Here is a 1,103-nt window from a genome sequence, read left to right on the forward strand (position 1 = left end):
GGCCCCCCAACAAATACAGACGACAATAAAGGAGTTTATGCTTATGATAAAGCCAAACATACCTTATATGGACCAAAAGCCACCGCGGACGAATGGGGAGATCCTCTACCATTGATTCAGACAGTAAGAAACCTAGATATTTCAGACTTTACAATTGAGCCAAAAGATCATATTTACAGATTGCATAGTGCTATGAAATTCTTTTATGCAAATGGTGGGGGAAGTTGTTATGTGATTAGTGTTGGGGGCTATCCAGACGATAAGAACTTTACAAGTTCTGATGCCTTTATAGAAAAAGCTATCCCTTTATTAACTAAAGAACCTGAACCCACCATGTTAGTTATCCCAGATGCGGTTTCATTTGAAAATGATGTAGCATATGGAATTCAGAACGCTATGATCAAACATTGTGGAAACATGATGAGTCGTGTGGCCATTTTGGATATACCCGGTGGATTTGATGAATCAACAGATAGCGTTGAGGATTTTAGAAATATTGTAAGTGGGGTACCTCCTAAATATAATAGTTATGCAGCGGCTTATTATCCATGGTTACATACGTCAGTTTATCAACAATCAGACATAAACTATCGCAATATAGATATAGACTCATATGCCAATGTAGTAAAATTGATTGAAACAGAATTAATAGCTTTAAAAGAAAACAAAGTCGATGATAAACTGCGTCCGGAGATACAGAAGGTTTTAGATTTATTCGACAAGAAAAGTAATAAAGAAAAGCTTGAACAAGCAGATGCCACCTTAAAAATCTTGAGCAAGCAATACTCAATGCTCCTTAGTAAAATTAGAAAAATGTTAAATCTGATGCCTCCAAGTGCGGCTATGGCGGGGATATATACAGCAGTGGATAATAATATTGGTGTATGGAAAGCACCAGCCAATGTTGCGGTTCAAAGTGTTATCGCCCCAGCGATAAACATTGACTATAACGCCCAACAAGATCTGAATGTGCCACTTAACGGTAAATCTGTTTGTGCCATTCGCGCCTTTACCGGACGTGGAATTCTGGTTTGGGGCGCTAGAACCCTAGATGGGAATTCTAATGATTGGCGGTATATTAACGTAAGAAGAACCTTGATTTT

General features: G+C 38.3%; 1 pseudogene. It reads left to right on the forward strand.

The annotated features are described in order from the left end of the window. A pseudogene (locus QWY87_RS11700) lies at positions 1 to 1,103 on the forward strand (phage tail sheath subtilisin-like domain-containing protein); the annotation flags it as partial.

It is taken from the genome of Lutimonas halocynthiae (assembly GCF_030409835.1).
Lineage (GTDB): Bacteria > Bacteroidota > Bacteroidia > Flavobacteriales > Flavobacteriaceae > Lutimonas > Lutimonas halocynthiae.